Origin of the sequence: Mangrovitalea sediminis, assembly GCF_002514725.1 — a bacterium.
In the GTDB taxonomy this organism is placed as follows: domain Bacteria; phylum Pseudomonadota; class Gammaproteobacteria; order Pseudomonadales; family Oleiphilaceae; genus Mangrovitalea; species Mangrovitalea sediminis.
The window spans coordinates 565226-590904 of the sequence record NZ_NTLB01000001.1; the positions used below are offsets into that span (position 1 = coordinate 565226).

The 25679-nt window shown below is 59.8% G+C and carries 23 protein-coding genes; 9 read left to right on the forward strand and 14 right to left on the reverse strand.

What is annotated here, in order from left to right:
* Positions 1–29: 29 nt before the first annotated feature.
* From CLR77_RS02735 to CLR77_RS02755, 5 genes are all read right to left on the reverse strand, one after another.
* Complete coding sequence (locus tag CLR77_RS02735) at positions 30–665, reverse strand: LysE family translocator (protein WP_097459042.1); 636 nt, start codon at positions 663–665, stop codon at positions 30–32.
* Positions 666–680: 15 nt separating this feature from the next.
* Positions 681–992 carry a cupin domain-containing protein gene (locus tag CLR77_RS02740; RefSeq protein WP_097459043.1) on the reverse strand — a complete coding sequence of 104 codons (312 nt, stop codon included), beginning with the start codon at positions 990–992 and terminating at the stop codon, positions 681–683.
* A 17-nt stretch (positions 993–1009) separates the two neighbouring features.
* On the reverse strand, positions 1010–1324 hold the full coding sequence (locus CLR77_RS02745) for an AzlD domain-containing protein (RefSeq protein ID WP_097459044.1): 315 nt from the start codon (positions 1322–1324) through the stop codon (positions 1010–1012).
* A complete protein-coding gene (locus tag CLR77_RS02750; RefSeq protein WP_227519777.1) occupies positions 1317–2024 on the reverse strand; it encodes an AzlC family ABC transporter permease in 708 nt (235 codons plus the stop codon). The genes CLR77_RS02745 and CLR77_RS02750 overlap by 8 nt, the downstream gene beginning before the upstream one ends.
* A gap of 454 nt (positions 2025–2478) precedes the next feature.
* The gene (locus CLR77_RS02755; RefSeq protein ID WP_097459045.1) at positions 2479–3090 is read right to left on the reverse strand and encodes an MSMEG_1061 family FMN-dependent PPOX-type flavoprotein; all 612 of its coding nucleotides are present in this window, start codon (positions 3088–3090) and stop codon (positions 2479–2481) included.
* A gap of 198 nt (positions 3091–3288) precedes the next feature.
* Between CLR77_RS02755 and CLR77_RS02760 the strand changes: the two genes are divergently transcribed.
* The 3 genes from CLR77_RS02760 to CLR77_RS02770 all read left to right on the forward strand — a co-directional run bounded on the left by CLR77_RS02760 (position 3289) and on the right by CLR77_RS02770 (position 6969).
* Positions 3289–4362 (forward strand): PA0069 family radical SAM protein, encoded by a 1074-nt coding sequence (locus CLR77_RS02760; RefSeq protein ID WP_097459046.1) that lies wholly within the window; start codon positions 3289–3291, stop codon positions 4360–4362.
* A 157-nt stretch (positions 4363–4519) separates the two neighbouring features.
* Positions 4520–5848: an SAM-dependent methyltransferase gene (locus CLR77_RS02765; RefSeq protein WP_097459047.1), complete on the forward strand. Its 1329-nt coding sequence runs from the start codon at positions 4520–4522 to the stop codon at positions 5846–5848.
* Positions 5845–6969 (forward strand): NAD(P)-binding protein, encoded by a 1125-nt coding sequence (locus tag CLR77_RS02770; protein ID WP_097459048.1) that lies wholly within the window; start codon positions 5845–5847, stop codon positions 6967–6969. Before CLR77_RS02765 ends, CLR77_RS02770 begins: the two co-directional genes overlap by 4 nt.
* A gap of 77 nt (positions 6970–7046) precedes the next feature.
* On the opposite strand, the gene CLR77_RS02775 is transcribed toward CLR77_RS02770, so the two are convergent.
* The 3 genes from CLR77_RS02775 to CLR77_RS02785 all read right to left on the reverse strand — a co-directional run bounded on the left by CLR77_RS02775 (position 7047) and on the right by CLR77_RS02785 (position 11471).
* The gene (locus tag CLR77_RS02775) at positions 7047–8849 is read right to left on the reverse strand and encodes a chloride channel protein (protein WP_097459049.1); all 1803 of its coding nucleotides are present in this window, start codon (positions 8847–8849) and stop codon (positions 7047–7049) included.
* A gap of 577 nt (positions 8850–9426) precedes the next feature.
* On the reverse strand, positions 9427–9900 hold the full coding sequence (locus CLR77_RS02780; protein ID WP_097459050.1) for a Dps family protein: 474 nt from the start codon (positions 9898–9900) through the stop codon (positions 9427–9429).
* A 128-nt stretch (positions 9901–10028) separates the two neighbouring features.
* Entirely contained in the window at positions 10029–11471 is a 1443-nt protein-coding gene (locus CLR77_RS02785; RefSeq protein WP_097459051.1) for a dihydrolipoyl dehydrogenase, read from the reverse strand.
* A 243-nt stretch (positions 11472–11714) separates the two neighbouring features.
* Here CLR77_RS02785 and CLR77_RS02790 point away from each other — a divergent pair, with 243 nt between their 5' ends.
* A complete protein-coding gene (locus CLR77_RS02790) occupies positions 11715–13652 on the forward strand; it encodes a methyl-accepting chemotaxis protein (RefSeq protein WP_097459052.1) in 1938 nt (645 codons plus the stop codon).
* 38 nt (positions 13653–13690) lie between these two features.
* Here the strand turns inward: CLR77_RS02790 and CLR77_RS02795 are convergent, their stop codons facing one another.
* A complete protein-coding gene (locus CLR77_RS02795) occupies positions 13691–14767 on the reverse strand; it encodes a 3-deoxy-7-phosphoheptulonate synthase (RefSeq protein WP_097459053.1) in 1077 nt (358 codons plus the stop codon).
* Between the two features lie 463 nt (positions 14768–15230).
* On the opposite strand from CLR77_RS02795, the gene CLR77_RS02800 reads away from it, so the two are divergent.
* The 5 genes from CLR77_RS02800 to CLR77_RS02820 all read left to right on the forward strand — a co-directional run bounded on the left by CLR77_RS02800 (position 15231) and on the right by CLR77_RS02820 (position 22274).
* Positions 15231–16055, forward strand: coding sequence for a secretin N-terminal domain-containing protein (locus CLR77_RS02800; protein ID WP_158227103.1), 825 nt, complete (start codon positions 15231–15233; stop codon positions 16053–16055).
* A gap of 115 nt (positions 16056–16170) precedes the next feature.
* Complete coding sequence (locus CLR77_RS02805) at positions 16171–17046, forward strand: prephenate dehydratase (RefSeq protein ID WP_097459055.1); 876 nt, start codon at positions 16171–16173, stop codon at positions 17044–17046.
* A 181-nt stretch (positions 17047–17227) separates the two neighbouring features.
* The gene (locus CLR77_RS02810) at positions 17228–18334 is read left to right on the forward strand and encodes an efflux RND transporter periplasmic adaptor subunit (protein ID WP_158227104.1); all 1107 of its coding nucleotides are present in this window, start codon (positions 17228–17230) and stop codon (positions 18332–18334) included.
* Positions 18335–18344: 10 nt separating this feature from the next.
* Positions 18345–21404: an efflux RND transporter permease subunit gene (locus CLR77_RS02815; RefSeq protein ID WP_097459057.1), complete on the forward strand. Its 3060-nt coding sequence runs from the start codon at positions 18345–18347 to the stop codon at positions 21402–21404.
* 39 nt (positions 21405–21443) lie between these two features.
* Complete coding sequence (locus CLR77_RS02820; protein WP_097459058.1) at positions 21444–22274, forward strand: inositol monophosphatase family protein; 831 nt, start codon at positions 21444–21446, stop codon at positions 22272–22274.
* A gap of 12 nt (positions 22275–22286) precedes the next feature.
* Here CLR77_RS02820 and CLR77_RS02825 read toward each other — a convergent pair whose 3' ends face one another.
* From CLR77_RS02825 to CLR77_RS02845, 5 genes are all read right to left on the reverse strand, one after another.
* A complete protein-coding gene (locus CLR77_RS02825) occupies positions 22287–23156 on the reverse strand; it encodes a substrate-binding periplasmic protein (protein ID WP_097459059.1) in 870 nt (289 codons plus the stop codon).
* Between the two features lie 164 nt (positions 23157–23320).
* The gene (locus tag CLR77_RS02830; RefSeq protein ID WP_097459060.1) at positions 23321–24133 is read right to left on the reverse strand and encodes a thiazole synthase; all 813 of its coding nucleotides are present in this window, start codon (positions 24131–24133) and stop codon (positions 23321–23323) included.
* Positions 24134–24206: 73 nt separating this feature from the next.
* A complete protein-coding gene (gene thiS, locus CLR77_RS02835) occupies positions 24207–24407 on the reverse strand; it encodes a sulfur carrier protein ThiS (protein WP_097459061.1) in 201 nt (66 codons plus the stop codon).
* 39 nt (positions 24408–24446) lie between these two features.
* Positions 24447–24878 carry a DUF423 domain-containing protein gene (locus tag CLR77_RS02840; RefSeq protein WP_406564943.1) on the reverse strand — a complete coding sequence of 144 codons (432 nt, stop codon included), beginning with the start codon at positions 24876–24878 and terminating at the stop codon, positions 24447–24449.
* Complete coding sequence (locus CLR77_RS02845; RefSeq protein ID WP_097459062.1) at positions 24871–25677, reverse strand: symmetrical bis(5'-nucleosyl)-tetraphosphatase; 807 nt, start codon at positions 25675–25677, stop codon at positions 24871–24873. Before CLR77_RS02845 ends, CLR77_RS02840 begins: the two co-directional genes overlap by 8 nt.
* Positions 25678–25679 lie beyond the last annotated feature (2 nt).

Sequence of the window (25679 nt, forward strand, 5' to 3'; positions counted from 1 at the left end):
GAGGACGCCCCTCAGCCGCCGTACCAACACTAGAGTTTTCGGGACCCATGCAAGGCCGTACCAATCCCCAATGCGATAAATACGGCGCCGGTGAACCACTTGCTTGCAGCCTGCATATGGCTACGCGCACTCAGCCAGGCACCTACGGCACCTCCCGCCAGACCGACTGAAATATCGATGGGCAGCGTCACGATGAACAACAACAAACCCAACTGCAGCAACTGGAGGGAGACGCTACCTCGCGCAGGATCGACAAACTGGGGCAGAAACGCCAGGAAAAATAGAATCACCTTGGGGTTGAGCACATTCGTCACCAACCCCTGGTAGAAAATCTCGCCCAGCTTCGCCTTCGACGTCACCTTCACATCGAACGACTCGCTCTTGCTGACCAACGTCTTGATCCCCAGAACGACCAGATAGGCCGCCCCGGCAAACTTGACCACACTGAAGGCGACTGCCGAAGCTGCGATCAACGCCGACAATCCCAGCGCCGCCGCCAGCGTATGAATCAATACGCCGGCATGCACGCCTAGCGCCGAGACCACCCCCGCACTGCGCCCCTGGGCTACGGAGCGAGTGGCAATGTAAAGCATATCGGGCCCCGGGATCAGCGCCAATACAATCGACGCCAGCGCAAATACCCCAACCGTTGTCAGGCTGAGCATGGATCACCTCTCGCGTCAGACACTGCCGTCTTTCTCTACCACCAGCACACGGGCTTCACCTCGGGGATGCGCAACGTGTTCGCAACCGACACCGGCAAAAAACACATCACCGGACCTCAGCGTTACCACCTTTTCAGCGCCCTCTTCACGATAATGCATATCGACAATGCCATCCAACACGGCAAAGACTTCTTCGCCATCGTTGATATGCCACCGGTAGGGTTGGTCCGTCCAGTGCAGGCGCACAGTGGTGCCCGCCATATTGGCAATATCCAACGCGCCCCAAGCGCGATCTGCCACGAACTCGCGGCCACGAATCACTCTCATCGTCAAACCCCGATTACTCAGCCCAACCACCCTACCAGGGCGAAAGTCGCCAATCCGACGACGACGGTCAGAAACAGACGGCGCCAGATCAGTGCAGTGGCGAAGGCGCAAAGCGCTGCAATAAGCCGGTGGTTGTGCAGTGAGGCATCGATACCGCCATGCTGGATCAGTGTGGCCTGCACCACAATAGCGGTCAGCACCGCGATGGGCACATAATTCAGCGCACGCTCCAATTCGCGGGGAATCTGCAGGCGACCGGCGAACCGCAACGGCAGGTAGCGTGGAATAAAGGTCAGCAGGGCCATACCGGCGATCAGCCACCAGCTAGCCATGTCGCACCTCCGACACCTTTTCCAGCCCGGCACCAACCACAATCGCCAGGACCGCAGAGAACAACAGACCGCTCTGATTCGGCCAGTCATGGGTCAGCAGGGCCGAAACGCCCGCAACCAGGGCGCAAGCCCAATGGGAATGACGACGCAGGGCCGGCACCACGATACCGATAAAGGCAACGATCATCGCGACATCAAGCCCCCAGTGGGTCAGGTCCGGAATACGGTGCCCAAGCACGACGCCCACGCCCGTACAAGCCAGCCAGTTGCCGTACATGAGTAGCGCCGAGCCCAGGTAGTACCAGGGCAGTTCCGATTTGGGCGGCTGCTGGGTCAGCCGGTTCGATACCACGGCGAACGTCTCATCCGTCAGCCAGAACGCCATGGGGACCCGAAACCAGTGTGGCAGGCGCGACGCGTGGGGCATCAGGCTGGCCGAATACAGCAGGTGCCGGGCATTGACAACGAACACCGTCAGCAGGATCACCGGAATCGCCGCCGAGGCTCCCAACAGCGTGACCGCAATGAACTGGGCAGATCCGGCATAGACAAAAGCCGACATTCCCAGCGTGGCCCAAAGACTCAAACCTGCGGTCTGCGCCATGGCCCCATAAACGACGCCGAATGGCATTGCCGCCACGACCAGCGGCAGGGTATCGCGAGCGCCGATCAACACAGCCTGTCGTTTTGATGATGTCACAATACGGAAACTCCAGAACCCGGACCGGGAATAGCCTATGCGGCCCGCCCCGTCCGGTCTTGTATATTCTTGCGGGTGTTTGGTGACTTATGGCGTCAACCCGAGTGCTGTTGTAGGTAAACCCCAGTCGTCACGCCCATGACTCGCCTGCAGTGGCGGGTCGGGTGACGCTGGCCGGTAAATCCGCAATCTGCCGCCACGACGATGGAATTGCCAGGCCCCCTTTCGATAAGGCCAATCGCTTAGCCGTCATGGGAACGCCGTGAAAACGCTGTCGATGATAGCGTGCCTACAGCAACGCCAGGCCACCAAGGTCTTCCGCCCTAAAGAACTGAGCCTGATCTTTCAACGCCTGTGTCATGCCGAATCAACCTGAAGCCTCTGCCGGAACAGGATAACGCAGATGGCCTGAAGCGTTTTGTACGTTCTTGCGCTCAGGGCCCGGGCCGCACCGTCACAGGTCCGTCTTGTAGCGCTCGTCGACCCCGGCATCCAGCGACTGCACGGCATCCCGCGCATCTGCAGATGTTCCGAAAATCTCCTCGCCGAAAGAAATCTTCTCACGCGGCCCCCAGGACGCGGGGGACCAGGCTTTGCTCCGCAGGAAGGCCTTGGCACATTGGAAGTAGCATGTGACCACGCTCATCTCCATCACCAACAGAGCGTCCTGCGTCGCCGATGCCAGCTCCCGGTTCAGCACTTCATCACGGACAACCCGGCAACGGCCGTGAATGCGCAGGGTTTCCGGCGTACCGGGAACCATCAGGATCAAGGCAGCTTCCGGGTGGCTCATCAGGTTCTCGAGCGAAAAGGCCAGCTTGTTGCCCTTGCGCTCCGGCAACAACAGCGTATGGGCGTCGCGAACCCTGATGAAACCGGGCTCATCGCCTTTTGGCGAGATGGTAGGAAACCCTTCAGCATCCACCGTAGCGAACATGGCCAACGGCGATTTTTCGACAAAACGCATCATCCGTGCGTTCAGGCGTGGCTGAATCTTTTTATAGGTTGCCGGATTGGGTGTGCCCAGAATATCCCTGATGAGATCGAACGACTCGATAATATCCATATTATGCCTCTTCACTCACACTCTGCCCTACGGCACGTCAAGCCGCCCTGACCTCGCGCGCTACCGGTTCACTCAGGCCTGCCCCAGGATCGGGCCCATAATAACGGGTGAAGGGCGGCTTAGGCGAGAAGCTATTGCGCCCGGCGTCAACCGGGCGTAGCATTGAAACACTGTACAAATAACCAGTCATTTGGCGCTATGAAAACCCGAGGCACCGGTAACAATCCACACAACCGCTATCAACCGCGCCGCATCGAAACGGTGGCGGACGAACGCCCGCACTTCGTTGCCGCCACGGAGGACAATACCTGGGCAACGCCTGATTCCATCGCCACCACCGTTGTCGAAGAGCAGGCCCGCACCATCATCAGTACGAACCGCTCACCGGACGTGCCTTTCGACCAGTCGATCAATCCCTATCGCGGTTGCGAACATGGCTGCATCTACTGTTTTGCGCGACCGACCCACGCTTACTGGGACCTCTCTCCCGGACTGGACTTCGAAACGAAACTGATCGCAAAACCCAATGCCGCAAACCTGTTGCGTCAAACCCTCGACAAACCCCGCTACCAATGCAAACCCATCGCCCTCGGCGTGAATACCGATGCCTACCAACCGGTCGAAAAGGCACGACGCATCACCCGTGAGTTGCTGGAGGTGCTCTGGGAATATCGCCACCCCGTCAGCCTGATCACCAAAAGCGCCCTGATCCTCAGAGATATCGACCTGCTGTCGTCACTGGCACGGGAGCGCCTTTGCAGTGTTTTCGTCAGCATCACGACGCTGGATAACGACCTGAAGCGCATCATGGAGCCCCGCACGGCGGCACCGGGCACCCGCCTGAAGGTGGTGCGCGAGCTGAGGGCTGCCGGCATTCCAACCGGCGTGTTGGTAGCCCCGGTTATTCCATTTATCAACGACCATGAAATGGAGGCCATACTCGATGCCTCCGCAGAGGCAGGCGCCCAACGGGCCGGCTGGGTCCTTCTGCGTCTGCCGCTTGAAGTCGCCCCGCTGTTCGAAACCTGGCTGCAAGATCACTTTCCCGATCGGGCCCGCCATGTGATGCACCGTATGGAGGACCTGCGCGGCGGCAAGGTCTACGACAGCACCTTCGGCAAACGCATGGCCGGCAGCGGCCCTTATGCAGAGCTTCTGCGTCAGCGCTTCGCGCGCCAATGCCGGAAGCTGTCACTGAACCAGCGCGAGCCCTCCGCACTGCGAACCGATCTGTTCCGACGCCCCGGGGCCGATCAATTGACACTATGGTAGAGACCCGGCAATAGTTTTAACGTATGACCTAAATAAGAAAGTCCGCTTGAGCTAAGGCGAATGAGATTCGTATACTTTTTGTCGTGTTTTTCCGGAATTCGTTGAGGTTTACCGCGTTCGACCCACTCGCTGGAAGCAGAGAAAGGGAGATACAGCAATGCAGAAGCAGGCCACGTCCAATGGCTCGAAGCACGCTGAACAAATGGATTCGAGCCGAGACCATATTCTTTCCATCCCCATGTCGGAACACCGGCTCGCCGGCGCCCCGCTGATGCCGGAACGCTGGCTCGCGGAGAAGTTACTGAGCCTGGCAGGAGCACCGCCCCTGGCACTGGAACTCTGGGATGGAGAGCGCATAGTCGCCCCCGATGCACGCCCCGATTTCGTCATCAAGCTCAAAGACCGTCTCGCACTCTACGAACTGATGGGAAACCCCAATCTGGCCTTCGGCGACCTCTATAGCGCCGGGCGCCTGGACGTGCAGGGGGATCTGCCGAACCTGCTCGGCGAGATCTACATGGCGACCAGCAAGGCCGAACGCGACATGCCGATCTGGCTCAAGCCCCTTTGGCGCAATCATGCACCGCGCTCAACCAGCCTCAACGACGCCCGCAACAACATCCAGCACCACTACGACCTCGGAAACGACTTTTACAAGCTCTGGCTCGACCGGGCTGAAATGCAGTACACCTGCGCCTACTACGAGTCGCCGGACCTCACTCTCGAACAGGCACAATTGGCCAAGCTGGAACATGTCTGCCGCAAGCTACAGCTGAAGCCCGGCCAGACCGTCGTGGAAGCCGGCTGTGGCTGGGGCGGACTCGCCCGCTACATGGCCCGGCATCACGGCGTCAAGGTACGCGCCTTCAATATCTCCAAGGAACAGCTGAGCTTTGCCCGCGAGCAGGCCAAGCTGCAGGGGCTCAGCAGTCGCATCGAGTACGTCGAGGACGACTACCGCAACATCCGGGGCCAATACGACGCCTTCGTCTCCATTGGCATGCTCGAGCATGTCGGCGTCGAGACCTATCCGGAGCTGGCCGCCGTCATCAAACGTTCCCTGAAGCCGAACGGCCTGGCTCTGCTGCACAGTATCGGCCGCAATCAGCCGTCCCGGGTCAATGCCTGGATCGAGAAGCGCATTTTCCCCGGCTCATACCCTCCCAGCATTACCGAGATGATGAGCATCTGCGAAGCCGGCGACTTCTCGGTATTGGATGTGGAAAACCTGCGTCTCCATTATGCCCGCACGATAGAGCACTGGCTGGAACGCTTCGACGAGTCCGAGCAGACCGTCCTCGACATGTATGACGAAGCCTTCGTAAGGGCGTGGCGTCTCTACCTCGCCGGTTCGATCGCCGCCTTCAATGTCGGATCGCTGCAGTTGTTCCAGGCCGTCTTTACCCACGCCGAAAACAACGAGGTGCCGCGTAACCGGAAACACCTCTACGCCACTCCGGCCAGCCCGGCAGAGGGGGACGTATGACCGACTATGACCTGATTATCGTCGGCGGAGGCCCTGCGGGTTCCAGTCTGGCATGGGCTTTACGCGACAGCGGCAAACGCCTGCTGATCATCGATAAACAGACATTTCCCCGCGACAAGACCTGTGCCGGCTGGGTGACGCCGGCGGTGCTCGACAGTTTGCAGGTGGACCGCCATGACTACGCCGCCAGCAACATCATGCAGCCGATACACGGATTCCGTATCGGCATGATGGGTCAGGATGCGGTGGAAAACGACCATGGCGACAAGCCGGTCAGCTACGGCATCCGCCGCTGCGAATTCGATGACTACCTGTTAAGCCGGGTGGATGTCGACAAGGCCTTGGGGACCGGCGTCAAAACCATCGAACGCCAGGAAGGACAGTGGCTGATCAACGGCGAGTACCGGGCACCTCTCCTGGTCGGCGCCGGCGGTCATTTCTGCCCGGTGGCCCGGCACCTTGGCGAGGGTCCAGGCAAGCACGAAACGGCGGTGGCCGCAAAAGAAATTGAGTTCGAAATGAACGACGAGCAGGCAGCACGGTGTGGCGTCCGAGAGGATATCCCGGAGCTCTGGTTCTGCGACGACCTCAAAGGCTATGCCTGGGTTTTCCGCAAAGGCCGCTACCTCAATATAGGCCTGGGACGCGAGGATAATCACCGCCTGACCGATCATCTCAACGCCTTTGTCGACGAAATGAAGGCCAAGGGACGCATTCCCGACGATATGCCGTCACGCTTCAAGGGACACGCGTACCTGCTTTACGAGCATGCGGACAGGCCGCTGATCGGAGACGGTATCATGCTGATCGGCGACGCAGCCGGTCTGGCGTATACGCAGAGCGGTGAAGGGATTCGTCCGGCCATCGAGTCTGCCCTGATCGCTGCCGACATCATTCAGACATTGCCTGATTACAGCACCTCGTCGCTGCAATCCTATGCCACGGCGATCGCTCAGCGCTTCGGCTTACGGTCGGCCGACCGCAAGTCTGGCTGGGATCTGCCAGAGTGGGCGAAAACCCGCATCGCAGCGAGACTGATGCGATCGCACTGGTTCACCCGCCATGTGGTGACCAACCGCTGGTTCCTGCATACGGAAGTACCGGCACTGAAGGCAGGCTGAAGGTTGGCGGGGAAAGCACCGGCATTAGACGATGGCGGGTCGCCCCCGCCCCAGCCCGGGGCGAGGGGAACGTCTCGTCAGTTCGTCTCGGACGGATGCTGTTTCTGCAGCAACGAGACCGGCAGCTTGCTGTTGCGCGACATATCTTCCCAACTCAACACGCCGAGCAGACTTTCGGGCCGGCTGTCATTCCGGTCATTCGACACCAGCGCCGCGCCAGACGCCGAACGTCGCATGCGACCGACAACATCGAACAGCATTTCCTGTTTGCCGACGACGATGAAGGCATCATCCAGGTAGGGCTCAAGCACTTCCCTAACCGGCCCGTCCGGCAGTTTCCTCAGCGCCGGCAGCCACTCGCTGAGCACGATCGCGGTCGGTTTTCCGTCTGAAGTCAGTACCAGGTCGGAGCGCGACAATTGCCCTGCATGGGAGCGAATCTCAGAAATATCGGCTTGGGCATCCACGCAATGCACCGGACGGCTGAGCGCCTGGCTCGCAGTATGCAGCAGGTACAGGTTGGTCTGGAGACTATCCGGCACATGCTGTCCCCTGAGCGACAGTTTGCGGGTGTAGATGCTGTCATTGATCAACAACCGGCGCATACCGAAGGCGACCGAAACGGTGATCATCAGCGGAATGATGATGTTGTAGTCCCGGGTCATTTCGAAAATCATGACGATGGCGGTCACCACAGCCCCTGTCGTCCCCCCCACCATGCCGGCCATGCCGATCACCGCCATGCTGGCCATATCCAGGTGGGCTCCGGGCAAGAGCTGATTGAACAGCACGGCTGCTGCCCCACCCAGGGTGGCGCCGATAAACAGGCAGGGAGAGAACACACCGCCCGAAGCGCCAGACCCCAGCGTCAATGAGGTCGCCAGTAACTTGGCGAAGCACAGCAGCAGCAAAAACCACGGATTACCCAGCGTGTGGGTCAGTACGTCCTGCACCGTGGAATACCCGACGCCCTCGACGTAATACTGGCCGCTGAAGTGCATGAACGAATACATCATGATCCCGACAATCAGCATGCCCAGAACGTGGCGGCTGTAGTAATTACCGGGAATCCGGCTGAACCAGTCTTCAAACTGGTAGATGGCGCGGATGTAGAGCCAGGACATCAGACCCAGCAGCAGGCCGAACAGCAGGTAGGCCACGATGGTGGCGGTGGTCGCCAGGTGCGTCGGCCCCAGAACCAAGGCTGGAATCTGGAACGCCGGATGGTCACCGAAGGCGCTTCGTCCCACAAAGGTCGCCGCACCGGTGGCCAACGCCACCGGAATCAGCGTCCGGGCGCTGACCTCCGGCATAATCAGTTCTATCGCAAACAGCAGCCCGCCAATGGGCGTGTTGAAGGTCGCGGCAATACCGCCGCCCGCGCCGCAGGCAATCAAGGTGAAACGCTGCCACTGCGGCATGTTGATCATCTGCCCCAGCGTCGAACCAAAGGCGGAGCCGATCTGGATAATCGGGCCTTCACGACCGATCGCAGCACCGCTACCGATGGAGATCGCAGATGCCAGGGACTTGATCAATGCCACGACGGGCCGGATGACACCGTTGGTATAGTAGATGGCGCCGATCACCTCTGGCACACCATGCCCTTTCGCTTCCGGCGCGAAGTTCTTGACCAGAAAAGCGACGAGAACAGCCCCTACCACCGGCGCCAGGATGACCCAGGCACCCCAGGGCCCCAGCACCGTATGCACATTGGCGTCGTAGTGCAGCGACACCATTTTGAGAAAAAACAGGTTGTGAAAGAAGGCAATCAGGGCCCGGAAGACCAGGGCACCAAAGCCGGCGGCAATCCCGACTGCAACGGCGAGCAAAGCGAATTGGAGCGGTAAATCGGTGTTTGAGCGCAGTTTCGGCATCATCGTTCCTTTTTAAGTCCTCCCTGAACGTTATTGTTATTGCGACGGAACACTCGGCAGACAGGTGCCGCCACGGCAGGCGCCAGCGGGCCGGCTTCCTGCCGTCCCTCTTTCAAAGCTGACGGGTCTGGAGACCCGTGATTCTTTAGCGGCAGAAGACTCCTTTCATTGATAGGCCTATCAGACGATAGACCCCGGGAACATCCCTTCCAGGAAAATTCCACACACCAGAGATCACATACTGAAAGATAGCGCGGCGCAACCGTTTCATAACCAGAGTTATTATTGATCTTGGGCGAAAAACCGGAGTCACCGACGCTCACGCGAGACAGGATCGCTCTCGCAACGACGGCCTGAAAGCACGCATCTCCGGGCAGGAGACGGTTCAGATCACTGCACTGAAAACACTCAGCCCTGACAGAGCATAAACACCCGATTCCGCAAAATCCAGGCGACAGGATAAGCCAGAGCATTAATGACCCTTGGCCCACGCCCCTTTGCAAAGCTCTACCTAACGCCCGCCCACAAAAAACGGAAGGCCAAAGCCTTCCGTGCATTCCTGCTTATGGGTGCGGAGGTATCATTCCCCCAGGAAGCTCCGGTACATCCAGACCAGTTTCTCCTGTGCGGTCACATAATCGCTCATCAGCGAATTGGTCCCCGCGTCATCGGCTTCGTCTGACAGTTTCAGCAGCCGACGCTGCTTGTCGAGCAGGCAGGCGAAGCTGTCGACGATGTTACGCACCGCTTCCACCCCACTACTGACGTCTTTGCGCTCGTCAATCTCAGAACGTTCGACGTATGCGCTGTAGGCATGCGCGGGACGATGGCCGAGCGTCAGCACCCGTTCGGCGATTTCATCGATTTTCAACAGCAGGTCGTTGTACAGCTCTTCAAACTTGGCGTGCAACTCGAAAAACTTGTCGCCCTTGATATTCCAGTGATAGCCGCGCACGTTCATATAAAAGACCTGATAGTTGGACAACAGATCATTCAGCCCGTCGGCCAACTCCGCCGTTTTTTGGGTATCGAGACCAATCGCATTCTTCGTCATAATTGCAATCTCCTTTGCCGGATGTATTTGCGAATTGGTTCTACCTTAACTGCCGGCTCCAAAAACATTAAATCAATTATAAAAATAAAAGTGATAGCGAATGGTTATCAGCGCTCTGTAGCCGAACGTCAGATGCCCGGCCCGCACTCCAGGCATTTTTCCAGGATTTTCTCATCCATCTGCAACTTGTGATTGAGGTCCTGCAAGGCTGAGCGTATCGCCTCTTCGACCACCGGGTGATAAAAAGGCATCATCAGCATATCGCCGATCGTCATCATTTTCTGTACCGCCCACGCCAGCAAGTGGCCAAGATGTTCCGCTTCCGGTCCGAAAATCTCCGCGCCCAGGAAGCGGCCACTGCCCTGCTCGCCATATAGGCGCATCAATCCACGATTTGCCCCCATGATCCGGCTACGCCCCTGATTTTCAAAAGACGCCTCCCCAATGGCGAAGCAACCGGGATGACGGGCTTCGATCTGATCCAACGACAATCCCACCTGGGCAATCTGTGGCTCGGTAAACACAACCGCCAAGGGCGTCCGGCGATGCGAGACGCGCACATCGGGAAAACGTGCAGCGTTGGCGCCGGCGATACGCCCTTCATCAATGGCCTCGTGGAACAGGGGTAATGCGTTATTCGCATCGCCAGCGATAAAGATGGAGCTCTGGCCGCAGCGCAACGTATAGGGGTCGAACAGCGGTATCCCCCGCTCGTCGAGCGCCAGTCCGGCGGCCTGCAGGTCGAGACCCGCCAGATTGGGTCGCCGCCCGGTCGCGGCCAGGACGTAGTCGAAGGTTTCCACCACCTCGCCACGTTCACGGTGTTGGTAACGTATCTCGACGCCATTCCCGGTCCGGCTGACGCTCTCGACCTGGGCAGCCGGATCGAGATAGAACTCGGTGTTGAACTGTTTCAGTGCATAGGCCTGAATGGCCTTGTCGCGCAGGGGGCCGACTTTACCGCTGGTCCCGAACAGTCGGACGTCCACGCCGAGACGGCTCAATGCCTGCCCCAGCTCAAGGCCAACGGCCCCTGGACCAAAGACGGCGACGGACGCCGGCAGGGTGTCCAATTCGAAAAGGCTGTCATTGATCAGCAGGCGATCGCCCGCCGGTTTGAGCACATCCGGCACAAAGGGGCTGGAACCCGTCGCGATGACAACCCGGTCCGCCACAATGTCCAGATGGTCGTCGACGATGAGGTGACGGGCATCGACAAACCGTGCCATGCCCTGCACGCGATGCTCATCCGGAATGCGGTCGATGGTGTCCAGAACGAAACCCACAAAACGGTCGCGCTCCCGACGGACCCGCTCCAACACCGCCCGGCCGTCGATCTCAACGCCCAGGCTACGCACGCCGAACTGTTCGGCGTGCGTCATGCTGTAAGCCGCTTCCGCGGCGGCGATCAGCAACTTACTGGGCATACAGCCCACTCGGGCGCAGGTAGTGCCGTATACGCCGCCTTCGATCAACACTACCTTGTCCGTGACCTTACGGGCAGCGCTATAGGCCACCATACCGGCAGACCCGCCTCCTACGATGGCAACATCGACTGATCTCGTTTCCATACTCCCTCCATACACCGTTGAACCATCGTCTTATCAGAATCGATGCCCGTTACCGATTCAAACCCGGCCACACCCATCCTCGATAAAGGTCGAAGACAGACTGAAACTGGCCCTGCTTTTGCTATTTTTACAATCATTGCATCCAAATAGATGCCACTCAAACCTATCGACTATGCTTAGGAAATGGCCTGTCTCGGAACGGAATCTGGATTATGAGCCCGACACCAGAACAGGATTAATAGCATGCAAAGCAACCTCCTGAAACCTTTTGCCAGCCGGCTGGTCCTGCCGGTCTATCTCGCGCTGCTGATTATGGCGGCCGTGCAGGTCGCCTTCGTCGTGGTGATGACGAACCACAATGTCGACGCCTTGAGAAATGGCATCAACAGCCGCCTGGAAACCACGACGGCCGCGATAGACCGCCAGATGGATCAGACCCGGCAAAAAATCACCGGTCTGATCACCGGAATGACCCAGCAGGTCAACAGTGACCTTCAGTCCACGTTGAAAACACACCTGGACAAGGAAGGTGCTACCGTCAGCGACACGCTCCAGACGTCATTGGCCAATTCGAGCAAGACCTTGGCCGACGTATTGGCGGAAATTGCCGTTCCTTCCGTGTGGAACAGCAACACGCCCGAGCTGACCCGGCTGGCCCGCATGGCCCAGAACGACCCCAATGTGATTTTTGCGGTCTTCCTGGATCGCGACAAAAAACCCCTGACCCGCTATCTCGATCGCACCAAAGACGAAGTTAAGCAATTGATCGGCGACAACCCGCTGCACAGTTCCGTATTGAGTCTGCTGGCAGCGGCCCCCCAGGATACGAAACTGAATGTCGTCAAGGTCGACGTTACGTCCGACGGCGTTGCCATCGGCCAGTTCATTATGGGCGTCAGTAAAGCCGGTATCGAAGCCAAGACGGCAGAACTGCAACAACGCTTCTCGGCACTTATCAAGCAGGTTACTACCCAGACCACCCAGACCATGAACCAGGCCGCCCAGGGCGTTACGGAGCCACTGACACACACCCTGGGCGCCACCAAACAACACCTGACCGACGCCACGGCAAAGGTTGCTGAAACCATCAGTCAAGGAACCGGCGCCCTCATCGAACAGCTCAGTGCCATGATGGTCATCGCCGCGCTGGCCCTGATTGTGGTCCTGGCAATCCTCATGGCCAGCCGCATCGTGAGCCGTCTCAACAACCTCCGCGACGCGGTCTGGGATATCGCAGAAGGCGACGGCGACCTGACCCGGCGCCTGCCGGAAACCGGCCGTGACGAACTGACCGAGACAGCACGCGGTCTCAACCGCTTTGTTGAACGTACCCAACAGACGCTGCAGGAAGTGCATTCCGCCACCGGCGCAGCCACCAACCTGATTGCCTCGCTGGCCAGTGCCGCCGAAGAAGCCGATCAATCTGCCGAAACCCAGCGCGCCGAGTTATCCCAGGTGTCTACCGCGATTCATCAAATGAGCGCCTCGATCCAGCAGATGGCGGCCAGTATCCAGTCCGCCGCCAGTCACGTGGATACGATTCGCTCCGATACCGAATCCACCGCCGCCATAGGGCGCGACGTCACTGGCCAGCTCAACCAACTGCAAGCCCGCGTCACCGAGAGCGTCGACGTCATCCATACCCTGGACAGGCACTGTGGCACTATCGGCTCAGTGCTGGATGTGATTCTGGGGATTGCCGAGCAGACCAATCTGTTGGCGCTCAATGCGGCGATTGAAGCCGCGCGGGCCGGCGAGAGCGGTCGTGGTTTTGCCGTGGTGGCGGATGAGGTGCGGGCGCTGGCGAGCAAGACACAGGATTCCACCAGCGAAATCCGGGGCAGCATTCAAAGCTTGCAGCAAGGCAGCCAATCGGCGGTCAGCTCCATCGAACAGGCCTCGGACATGGCGGCCAAGGGTTGCTCCGCGTTCGCGGAGTCGGACCGTTTGCAGAACAGCGTCAACCAGTCCATCTCGCAGCTTTTCGATATGACGACGGAGGTGGCCTCGATGGCGGAGCAGCAAAGCGCCGTTGCCGAGGAAATCAACCGCAACGCCCTGCATATCAGCGAAGCGGCGGAAACCACCACCGCGGCCATCAACCGGGCGGCGGCCACCAGTCAGCAGATGCGTGAAGCCATGCAGGAACTGGAAAAGAACCTCGCCCGCTTCCGTATCTGACCCTTCTCCCGAGGCGTCTCACCGAGACGCCTCGCACCTCAAAGGCGGTCGTGCAACTCGCGCAGCAGGGCTTCGGTACGAGCCCAGCCGATGCAGGGATCGGTAATGGAAACGCCGTATTGCAGCGGCTCCTCTGCTGCCTGGCGTCCGTCCTCAAGAAAGCTTTCCAGCATGACACCGGCGATAGCCTGATTCCCTGCCAGACGCTGTGCCAGCACCTCGTGGGCAATGCCCGGCTGGCGCTCAGGCTGTTTGCAGGCGTTGTCGTGACTGCAGTCCACGATCACCCGCGGGTTAAGTCCGGCACCACGCAGGATTTCCTGTGCAGCACCGATACTGTCGACATCATAATTCGTCAGGTTGCGGCCACCTCGTAACACCACATGCGTATCGGGGTTACCCTCGGTACTGCACATGGCCACACGGCCCTCGGCATCGATGCCCAGACCATGATGCGGTCGCGCCGCCGCCTGCATGGCATTGATAGCGACCTCAACGCCGCCGTCCGTTCCATTCTTGAAGCCGACCGCCATATCCAGGCCACTCGCCAGTTCGCGATGGGGCTGGGATTCCGTCGTCCGCGCACCGATGGCTGTCCAGGCCAGCAGGTCGTCCAGGTAGGAGAAAGCCAGCGGATTGAGCGCTTCGGTCGCCAGCGGCAGCCCGAGATCGGCCAGGCGCATCAACAAACGGCGCGAACGTACCAGCCCCTGCTCTAGCGCCGCTGAGCCATCGCGCTGTGGATCGTACAGCAAACCCTTCCAGCCAACGGTAGTTCGCGGTTTTTCCAGGTAGGCCCGCATCACGACCAGCAGACGGTCATCCAGCTCCGCCGCCAGCGTCGCCAGACGCTCGCCATAGTCCAGTGCCGCATCCTCGTCATGAATCGAACAGGGACCAACGATCACCAGCAAGCGTGAGTCGCGCCCCTGAATCACATCGGCAATATGACGGCGCTGGGTGGCGACTCGGCTATCCAATAGCGCAGGAAGCGGCAGCTGCTTTTTCAGTTCTGCCGGTGTCGGCAGGGCATGGGCGCGGTTACGCGAAACTTTGGCGCCGGCATCCAGTGATTGTGCGGCGGCAGTGTCGGTTTGGGGCATGGGCATGTTCATCTTCAACTCCGATCATCATTGCATGTCGTGCTGGGGTTCGAAACCGGATCATCCTGATGGCTGTCCGGGCGGTGCCTGCGATATTGGGGATCACGCCCAATATCGCGCTCCGCTAAATCGCCACGACCAGCGGCCGAGCGCCGCCTGAAGCTGGATCGGATCGTTACTGTCTGATGTCCCTGCTGTCGCCTTCATCTGCTCACCTGGCCGATGTTCTATCCGTCGTTAACGGAAGCCTGAAACGAAAAAACCCCGATCTGCCTGCTGCCGATCGGGGTTTTCTCCGGAAGGCAGCCTCGTCTCTGGGCCAGCCTTCCGCGATTCAGTGAATCGCGCTCACACAGGGGCTGGCCGTCGACTAAAATAGCCGAAGCCAAACCACCAAAACTGAACAACGCCCGGAGCCTTTTCGGCCGGCGTTGGCATGTCAAGCATGCAAAGTGGGTTGCGTGTTGGCGTATTCATGTCCAACATCTTAACCCAAGCCCGTCATAATGCAACCATCACCGAGGCCCCCATGTCCGTGATACGTCATGTCCTGATCGCTTTCCTGATTCTGAGCAGCAGCTGGGCTCTGGCCACACCTGAGACCCGCGTCTACACGCTGCAGAACCGCACTGCCGGACAACTGTCCCAGGAAATCAAGACCCTCTACCCCAGCGGTCAGGTCCAGGTCACCAACGATGGGCAGCAATTGATGGTTCGCGGCGAGCCCGGCACGCTCGACGAAATCGGTCAGCTGATCGAGCGCCTGGATGTACCCCAGCACCAGTTACGTATCACCGTCCGCGTTTTCAGTGGGGGGGATCAGTCCACCAACGGCGCCGGCATCAGCAGTGACGGACACTCCGTCAGCGCGGGCGCCGGCAGCCGGACCATCACCACGGCCACGCACAGCGAACAAAGCCTGGTGGTACAGGATGGCGCCACCGCCCACATCAGCGCCGGTCGCGTGGAGACGGTTCCCATCGCGATACAGGGCGGAGAGAATCCTGCGGCGATCCTCAAGTCCGTCGACATCAAGCACGGGTTCCTGGTTCGCCCGCAGGTGATCAGCGAACGCCAGATCCAGTTGGATATCGTCAGCTTCAACGATCACCCGGAACGGGATAGCAACGGCTATGAAACCGCTGCCGTCATGACCATTCGCCGTGTCGAACCGGGCCATTGGGTCACATTGGGAGCCAGTAAGAAGAACGCCCAGCAACACCGCAAAGGGATCACCTACCAGGCCGGAGGCCGCCAGCAGGACCAGAAAACCTATCAGGTGCGCGTCGACCTGATGTAATCCCCTGCCGCGCCTCACCACTGGGCGCACCGCCCGCCACCTGATATGCTCACGCGACGGCCGGGCGGTCTCTGCGCCCTGCTCAGCACCCCCGTCGATATTACGAGATTCCGGTATGCCGAACTCCCAGGAAGCCACTACCCCACTGGTCGCCTATCAGGGCCATGAAGGTGCCTATTCACACCTGTCCTGCCGTCACGTGTTCCCCACCCACAAGACCTACCCCTGCGCCTCCTTTCTGGAAGCCATGCAGGCCGTCGAGGCGGGCAAGGCCGACGTGGCCATGATTCCCCTGGAAAACTCCACCGCCGGACGGGTCGAGGAGATTTACCGGCTGATCCCGAAAATGGAGCTGTATATCGTCGGCGAGCATTTCGAACCGGTGAATCACTGTTTGATGGCAGCCCCCGGCACCGAAATCGACACCCTGCGGGTAGTCTCCTCCCACCCGCAAGCCCTGGCGCAGTGCGCCGAGCATATTGCCGAACTGGGACTGCAGACCGAGGCCCACCTGGACACCGCTGGCGCGGCCCTCGCGCTGAGCCAGAACCCGGACCCGAGCCGCGCCGCTATCGCTTCGCGCCTCGCCGCTGAACTTTACGGGCTGAATATCCTGCGCGAACACTTCTCGGACCAGACCGGCAACACCACCCGTTTCATCATTCTTGCCCGCGGGGAATCCCTGCCGCCGCTGGAACCCGGCCATGCCTATATGACCTCGCTACTGTTCCGGGTGCGCAACATTCCCGCAGCCCTGTATAAAGCCATGGGCGGCTTTGCCACCAACGGCATCAACCTGGTCAAGCTGGAAAGCTACATCCCCGGCGGTTCACTCAACGCCAGCCAGTTCCATGTCGATATCGAAGGCCACGTCGAAGAGCGTGGCCTGCGCCTCGCCCTCGAAGAACTGCGTTTTTTCGCAGAGGATGTGCGCATCCTCGGCACCTACCGCGCCCACCCATTCCGACAGAGCCGCGCCTTCCACGATTGATCCGCAAACATCGCTTTATTACCGTCACAACCTTCCTTTATGATCGGCGGTAATATCGACCGATACGGTTTGGATCCGCTTTTTATAGCGGGATGGCGCTGCGCGTCAGAGTCCCAAAGACCTCCAGGATATGGGTCGCTCTGTTCGCAATGGATATAACACAAAGAACGGGGAGTCAGTCATGGCAAAACGCATGACCATCATGGTGATCATTCTGGCAATCGTCGTCGGCGGCATTGTCTGGTTCTTCGCCTTCTTCAAGCCGAAGATGATCAACAACTTTTTCGCGCACATGACGCTCCCGCCTGCAACCGTAGCAACAGCACAGGCAAAACAGGCCGAATGGCAAAGCCTGCGCACGGCGATCGGTACCATTGCCGCAACTCAGCAAATTACGGTGACCACCGAAGTCGCAGGCAAGGTCCAGAAAATCTCGTTCCATTCCGGCGACCCGGTCAAGCAGGGCACGGTCCTGGTGCAGCTGGACACCGACGTGGACAAGGCTGACCTGAAGGGTTTTGAAGCTTCCGCCGAGCTGGCAAGAGCCAATTTCAAGCGCGATCAGAAGCTACTCGCGCGACGCGCAACCAGCACCACCGATTTCGAAACTACACAGGCGCAACTTCGTAACGCCGAAGCCAAGGTGGAAAGCCAGAAAGCGGTTATCAGCAAGAAGACCATCACCGCGCCCTTCAACGGTACGCTGGGTATCCGCCAGATCAGCATCGGCGAATACCTGCAACCGGGCACACCGATAGTGTCGCTACAGGCTCTGGACAAGGTTTACGTCAACTTCAACCTGCCGGAACAGGACTTCAGCGCCGTCAAAACCGGCCAAACCGTCAATGTGAGCGTGCCGGCGTTCCCCGGCCGCATCTTCAGCGGCACTGTCACGGCAGTGGATGCCAGGGTCGACGAGAACACCCGTAACTTCACCGTGCAGGGCACCTTCGAAAACCCCGATCACGCCTTGCGTCCGGGTATGTTTGCCGATGTCAGCCTGATTACAGGCGCTCCCATGGCCGTCGTGACGGTGCCCGAATCCGCCATCGACGCCAAGCTCTACGGCACCTCCGTCTTTGTGGTCACCGACACCGGCAAGAAGGACGCCCAGGGTAAACCGGTGCTGACCGTCGAGCGACAGTATGTGGAAACCGGCGACACCCGCGCCCACGAAGTCCGCATCACCAAGGGGCTGAAGGCGGGCACCACCGTGGTCACTGCCGGCCAGCTGAAGCTGCAGAACGGCTCTCACGTCGTCATCAACAACGACGTTCAACTGCAGTGATGGGGGCCGCATGAAATTCACCGATATTTTCATCAAACGACCGGTGCTGGCATCGGTCGTCAGCCTGATCATCCTCCTGCTTGGCCTGAACGCGCTGCGCGAGCTGCAATTGCGCCAGTACCCGCAGTTGGAGAATGCCGTCATCAACATCCAGACCAGTTATCCCGGCGCAAGCTCGGATCTGGTCCAGGGATTTATCACCACGCCGATCCAGCAGGCCGTCGCCAGCGCCGAAGGGATCGATTACCTGACATCCAAGAGCACCAAGGGCAGCAGCACCGTCCAGGTGCACCTCAAGCTCGGCTTCGACTCCAGCAAGGCGATGACCGAAGTCCTCGCCAAGGTGGCCCAGGCGCGACGCGACCTGCCATCCGGCGCCCAGGAGCCGGTGATCAGCAAGTCGACCGGTGACACCACGGCGCTGATGTATATCAGCTTTTTCAGCGACCAGATGGATGAGGCGCAGATCACCGATTACCTGAAACGCGTGGTCCAGCCCCAGTTGCAGACGCTGGATGGCGTCGCCCAGGCTCAGATCCTTGGCGACAAAACTTTCGCCATGCGTATCTGGCTGAATCCCCAGAAGCTGGCCGCCTATGACCTCACGCCCCAGGCTGTCTCCCAGGCGCTGAACACCAACAGTTACCTGACGCCTGCCGGGCAGACCAAAGGCAAGTATGTTGCCATCGATGTGGAGGCCAATACCGACCTGAAATCGGTGGAGGAATTCAAGAATCTCGTCATCAAGCGGGAAGCCAACAAGCTGGTTCGCCTGAAAGACGTCGCCAGCATCGAGCTGGGCGCGGAAAACAACGATTCGGCCGTCTACTTCAGCGGCAAGCGGGCCGTTTTCGTCGCCATCACCGCCCTGCCCGACGCCAATCCACTGGATGTGATCGACCGGGTCTACAAGCAGCTCCCGGCCATCGAGCAGCAGTTGCCCTCGGCGTTGAAGGTAAAGGTCGCCTATGACGCCACCCAGTTTATCCGTGACTCCATCGACGAGGTCATCAAGACGGTGGGCGAAGCGACGGTGATCGTCATCTTCGTTATCTTCCTGTTCCTCGGCTCGGTCCGCTCGGTGATGATTCCGGTGGTCACCATCCCGCTGTCGCTGGTCGGTGTCTGCTTCTTCATGCTGATGATGGGCTACTCGATCAACCTGCTGACACTGCTGGCCATGGTGCTGGCCATAGGGTTGGTGGTGGACGACGCCATCGTGGTGGTGGAGAACATACACCGACACATCGAGGAAGGCCTGACGCCCTATCAGGCCGCCCTGGTCGGCGCACGGGAAATTGCCACCCCGGTTATCGCCATGAGTTTGACGCTGGCGACGGTCTATGCCCCTATCGGTTTCATGGGCGGACTCACCGGCGGCCTGTTCAAGGAGTTCGCCTTTGCCCTGTCCGGCGCGGTGATCCTTTCCGGGGTCATAGCCCTGACCCTGTCGCCCATGATGTGCTCGAAGCTACTGGTACAGACCAACAGTCCCATGGCGGATAAGCTCGACCATCTCTTCGACGGCCTGCGCAACCGCTATCAGCGGCGCCTGCACGGAGTGCTGGAGTTCCGTCCGGTCACCCTCCTGATGGTCATCGCCATCCTGTTCCTGTGCGGCTTCCTGTATGTGTACTCCAAGAAGGAGCTGGCGCGCCCCGAGGACCAGGGCATTATCTTCAGCATCTCCCATGCCCCGCAGAATGCCACGTTCGACTACGTGGACGCCTTTACGCCGGAGCTGGTCAAAACGCTTGAGTCGTTCAAGGAAGGCCAGGATTTCTTCATGGTCGAGGGCATGAACGGCGACATCACCACGACCATCAGTGGTCTGTTGCTCAAGCCCTGGAGCGAGCGTGACAAGAGCCAGATGCAACTGGTACCGGAAATGAAGAGCAAGCTGGACAAGATTGCCGGCTTCCAGTCGGTCTCCTTCAACCTGCCGACCCTACCCGGCGCCAGCGGGCTGCCCATCCAATTCGTCATCGTGTCGCCGGACGACTACAAGGTTATCTATCAGCTGGGACAAGAGCTGATCAATAAGGCGAACAAGAGCGGAAAATTCATTTTCCTGCGTTCGGATCTCGAGTTCGACCGACCGACGGTGACCGTCAATGTGGATCGCGCCAAAGCCAACGAACTGGGGCTGAACATGCAGGATATCGGTCAGGCGCTGACCACCATGCTCAGCGACGGCTACGTGAACCGGTTTACGGTGCAGGGGCGCAGCTACAAGATCATTCCCCAGTCACAACGGGCCTTCCGCGCCACCGCCGAGGACCTGGAGCACTATTACGTAAAAACGGCCAGCGGGAAGAGTATCCCCCTGTCCACGGTGACCTCACTGAAGCACAGTGTGCAGCCGAACCAGCGCAGCCAGTTCCAGCAGCTGAATTCGATGATGATCGAAGGCGTCATGCGCCCTGGTGTGTCTCTGGGGGACGCCCTGACCTACCTGTCGACCCAGGCCAAGCAGATCTTCCCGAAAGGAGTCGCCGTCGACTATGCAGGCCAGTCCCGCCAGTTCGAGCAGGAGGGGAATGCACTGCTGTTCACCTTCTTCTTCGCGCTGATACTGATCTTCCTGGTCCTGGCCGCCCAGTTCGAGAGCTTCCGTGATCCCTTGATCATCCTGATTGCGGTACCGCTGTCGCTGGTGGGAGCCTTGTTGCCAATCGCCTTCGGCGCCAGCTCTATCAATATCTATACCCAGGTGGGACTGGTCACCCTGATCGGCCTGATCAGTAAGCACGGCATCCTGATGGTGCAGTTCGCCAATCAGTTGCAGGTGCAGGAAGGTATCGGCAAGCGTGAGGCTATCGAACGGGCCGCCGGTATCCGTCTGCGCGCCATCCTGATGACGACAGCGTCCATGGTGGTGGGTGTGATCCCCCTGATCATCGCCACCGGTGCCGGTGCGGCCAGTCGCTTCGATATCGGTCTGGTGATTGCCGCCGGTTTATCTATCGGCACCTTGTTCACCCTGTTCGTGGTTCCCACCATGTACATGTATCTCGGCGCCGATCATCATCGTCACCTGGACAATGCGGAACCGCCCGCGAATGCCTGACCGCTGCGGTGGGCAGAACCGTCGACAACGAGGTGATTCATGACGGAACCGATGATCGCTGAGATCGCCGCCTTTGCCCGGGATATTGCCCGGAAGGCTGGCGAGATCATCACACAGGAAAGGGCCGGCGATGCCCTGGAACATCGTTACAAGGCGCAACAGGAGCTGGTCACCAGCGCCGACCTCAAGGCCGATGCGCTGATTACCGGTGCGATTCGTGAGCAGTACCCGTCGCACCGGATCCTGTCGGAAGAGTCCCACCCCGATCTTGCAGAGGCGGAAGATCTGGACTCGCCACTGTGGATCATCGATCCCATCGACGGCACCGTGAACTATGCCTACGGACACAACCAGGTCGCCGTATCGATCGCCTGGGGCTATCGCGGCAAGATTCAGGTCGGGATCGTGCATTGTCCGTTTCAGGGCGAAACCTTCGAAGCTGTGCGGGGACAGGGCGCCACGCTGAACAACCGGCCGATCAGGCACAGCGGGTGCGACAGGCTCAGTCAGGCATTGGTGGCGACCGGCTTTCCCTACGGCAAGGACCGCCTGGCCCCCCTGATCCGCCGGCTCGACGCCGTCCTCCATCATTGCCGTGACATTCGGCGCAACGGCTCGGCCGCCCTCGATATCTGCTGGGTCGCTGCCGGCCGTCTGGATGCCTACTACGAAACGGTGAGTCCCTGGGATTGCGCCGCCGCAGCGCTGGTCGCCCAGGAAGCCGGCGCACGCAGCGGGCATTTCCTGCCGGTACCGGAAGGCCGCAATCCGGAGCTCTGGAGCCAGAACCTGCTGATCACCGCGCCGGCGCTCTACGAGCCGCTTCAAACGTTGCTACAGGAAGCCTCCAGCGAAGGCATTTCCCGGTAAACGTTCTCCGCCCTATGGCTGATGCAGCATTTTCTCGGGATGAGTGAGCTTCTGAAGCATATCCTGCAACTGGTTCTGGTTGCGTAGCTTCAGCAGCCCCTTGTTGAAGACGTCCATGAGGTGACGACCACGCGGCGTGGCTCGCGTGAAGAGCAGGTACAGCGATTCACGATGCAAGGGACGCGGGGCATTGGTGATATCGTGCCAACGATCCCTTGGGAACAGTTGCTTGATCATGGCGTAACCGACGGCTTCGTCCTGCGGAAAAAGCTGAATCCGCCCCATCATCAGCAGCCGCATATTCGTCTCGTCGCTCGCAATTCGCAGGATCTGCAGCTTGCCGGCTTTCTCCATGCGTTCAAAATCGGCTCCGTAGTAATACCCCAGAGTCGCGCCGATCTTCAGCCCCTCCAGATCCTTGACCGTCTTCCATTGGAAGGGGAAATCCGTGCGGTGAAACAACACCAGTTTGCCCGTCACCAGAGGTTCGCTACACAGGTAGTACTTCACTCGGTCGGGAGAGCAATAGGCGGGCATCAGGGCATCGGCATGGCCGTCGACGACCAGCTTTTTGTCCCGCTTCCAGGGCTGGACGACGTATTTAACCTTGTACCCTGCCTCATTGAAGACACGGTTGATGACGCGTGCCAGGGGGCCCAGGTCAGGGGCACCAACGTCCACGTAGGGCGGCCAGTCGTTCGTCGTGATATAGACCGTATCGTCAGGGAGTACTTTCGGCGGTTCGATGACCTCCGCTGCCCAGACCTGCGCTATCGCAAAGAAATAGCTCAGCAACCCCAAGACACACACGCCCAATACATGGAAACGCGAGGTCTGGTGGTGAGTTTTGCCTATAGGGATGGGGTGAAGCTCCGGGCTCATTCAAGTCACTCGCCTGCATTTATGCACAGTGTAGCCTTGATGAGACGTTTTTTCCGTTTTTAAACGCCGCTATTTGCAACGACCCGGCTATCTGTCGCGATGGGGCGTTCCCTGCCCTGATTCAGGTGCCTGGAGGCCCCTTTTTAAAAGAAAAAATCCCGCCGTTAAAAGAAAGTCCCTTCCAGCGGGGACGATGCACTGGCGTACAGTTTGCGCGGCATCCGCCCCGCCAGCCAGGCCTCTCGACCGCTCTCTATCGCCAGTTTCATCGCCCGCGCCATACGTATCGGGTCCCCGGCCTGGGCAATGGCCGTATTCATCAGAACGCCATCGCAGCCCAGTTCCATGGCGATGGTCGCGTCAGACGCGGTCCCCACCCCCGCATCGACCAGCACCGGCACCTTCGCATTCTCAAGAATCATCCGGATATTGTAGGGATTTCGAATACCCAGACCGGAACCAATCGGTGCCCCCAGCGGCATCACCGCGATACAGCCCATCTCTTCCAGACGCTGGGCAATCAGCGGGTCGTCCGTGGTGTAGACCATCACCTTGAAGCCGTCTTTCACCAGGGTTTCGGCCGCAGCCAGGGTTTCCGTCACGTTCGGATACAGGGTCTTCTCGTCGCCCAGCACTTCCAGCTTGACCAGATTGTGCCCATCGAGCAGTTCGCGCGCCAAGCGGCAGGTGCGCACTGCGTCTTCTGCCGTATAGCAGCCGGCAGTATTCGGCAGGATGGTATAGCGCTCAGGGGGCAGGACATCGAGCAGGTTCGGCTCGTCGGGATTCTGTCCCAGGTTGGTGCGACGCACGGCCACCGTGACGATTTCAGCACCTGAGGCCTCGATCGCCAACCGGGTTTCCTCGAGATCCCGGTATTTACCGGTTCCCACCAGCAGGCGAGATTCATAGCGTTTCCCATCCAACACCAACGGCTTGTCTTCGGGAAGAGAGGGGTGTTCCTGTACTGCACTCATGAGATAACCCTCCGGATAGAATGGCAGAGCGGCCCGGACAGGGCCGACCCATGGGATAGGATCGAACGGCGGATCAACCGCCACCGATAGCGCCAACAACCTCGACGCGATCACCTTCGCGCAGTCGGTGCTGGTCATGCTGGCTACGGGGCACGATCTCCAGATTGACTTCGACCGCGATACGACGGCCCGTCAGCGTCAGTTGATTGAGCAGGTCGGCGACAGAGCTGGCATCGGCCAGTGTCATGGGTTCGCCATTGACGATCACTTGCATGGTATTCCTCGGTGTTGCGGCAACGGTCGGCACCGTTGATCAGTCATCTTTCCCGGACAGGATTTCCGGCGTCCGCAAGGCCCTGCGGGCCGCCAGTACCAGACACCCCCAACCGGCAATCAGGCATAGACCGCCCAGCGGCGTGATCACGCCCAGAGGCCGCCACCCCGCCAGCACCAGCAGGTAGAGACTGCCGCTGAACAACACCGTGCCGATGCCAAACAGGGCGAGACTGCGGCGACGCCAGAGGGGATCGACGCGGGAGCCCAGTGCCAACACACCGAGCATCGCCAATGCATGGTACATCTGGTAGCTGACAGCCGTCTGGTAGACATCGAACCACTGGGCGCTCAAGTGCCCCTTGAGCGCGTGGGCGCCAAAGGCGCCGGCCAGCACCGCGAACAGTCCAAGCAACGCCGCAAACTGAAGCCAGCCCACCTCGTTAACGCGGTTGGTTTTGGCATCAATCACAGGGGCAGCTCACCTTACGGCCGGTATCGAGATCCATGACGGTCAGGGTTCCGCCCCAGACACAACCGGTATCCAATCCTATATAACGCTCGCTGCCGGTATTGCCCTGCAGCGCCGCCCAGTGGCCAAAGACGACGCGTGTCGCGTCCTGTCTCGGCCAATCGAACCAGGGACGGAACCCACCTTCGGGCGCCTTGTCGGCGCTTTCCTTGGTCACCAGGTCGAGGGTGCCGTCATCCCGGATAAAACGCATCCGGGTGAAATAGTTGGTAATGGCCCGCCAACGCGCCATCCCCCGCAGCTTGTCGTCCCAGCAGGCCGGTTCGTTGCCGTACATGCCGGCGAAAAAGGTCTCGGCATCCGGACCTTTCAGGACAGCGGCGACCTCGTCGGCCAATGCCAGCGCCTCGGGCGCCGACCAGATATGCGGAAGGCCGGCATGGGCCATAAACAAATCGCGCCGTTGATCATAGCAGGCCAGAGGCTGGGCCCGCAGCCACTCCAGCAGTTCGTCGCAGTCCGGCGCCTCGAGGATATCCTTGAGGGTGTCGTTCCGGCGCAGGTTATGACCGGCAAAGGCTACCGCCAAAAGGTGCAGGTCGTGATTGCCCAGCACCACGGTCGCCGCCTCGCCGAGGTCATGGATATAGCGCAGCGTCCTTAACGAATCCGGCCCGCGGTTGACCAAGTCACCGGCCACCCAGAGCCGGTCTCTCGCCGGGTCGAACTCTATCAGCGTCAACACCTGTAGCAGGCGTTCGTAACACCCCTGGATATCACCTATCGCATAGTCGGCCATGC